The following is a 444-nucleotide window of genomic DNA, read 5'->3' on the forward strand; positions in this document are numbered from 1 at the left end:
CCCTTTAATCGATACCAACTCTTTTCTGCTGATTGAGCAAGCTTAAATATCATCATTAAGGTTGTCGTACGACTTCCACAACTCTTTACTTTATGTGTGCGCAACCGTACGGTTGCAAACGTTGATTGTAAGCGCCCCATAATCCCACGGGGCGTTTTAGCGTGAAAAATTCCAAGGGAGAAGTGAGTCGATGTCAGGGACTGGCTTTGCCAGTTCTTTCATACACTGAACCATGTAATCATAAATTATCAACCCGTTGGCTTTTGCGGTCTCGATAATGCTGTACAGCAAAGCACTAGCATCTGCGCCATTTTTATTGTAAGCGCCCCATAATCCCACGGGGCGTTTTAGCGTGAAAAATTCCAAGGGAGAAGTGAGTCGATGTCAGGGACTGGCTTTGCCAGTTCCTTCATACACTGAACCATGTAATCATAAATTATCAAC

The 444-nt window shown here is 44.1% G+C and carries 2 pseudogenes; both read right to left on the reverse strand.

The features are described from left to right. Window positions 1–131, reverse strand: a pseudogene (locus HC723_RS17595) (IS256 family transposase); the annotation flags it as partial. A gap of 25 nt (window positions 132–156) precedes the next feature. Continuing rightward, a pseudogene (locus HC723_RS17065) lies at window positions 157–318 on the reverse strand (transposase domain-containing protein); the annotation flags it as partial. Between the last annotated feature and the right edge of the window lie 126 nt (window positions 319–444).

Origin of the sequence: Vibrio sp. S11_S32 (genome assembly GCF_014694465.1) — a bacterium.
Lineage (GTDB): Bacteria > Pseudomonadota > Gammaproteobacteria > Enterobacterales > Vibrionaceae > Vibrio > Vibrio algicola.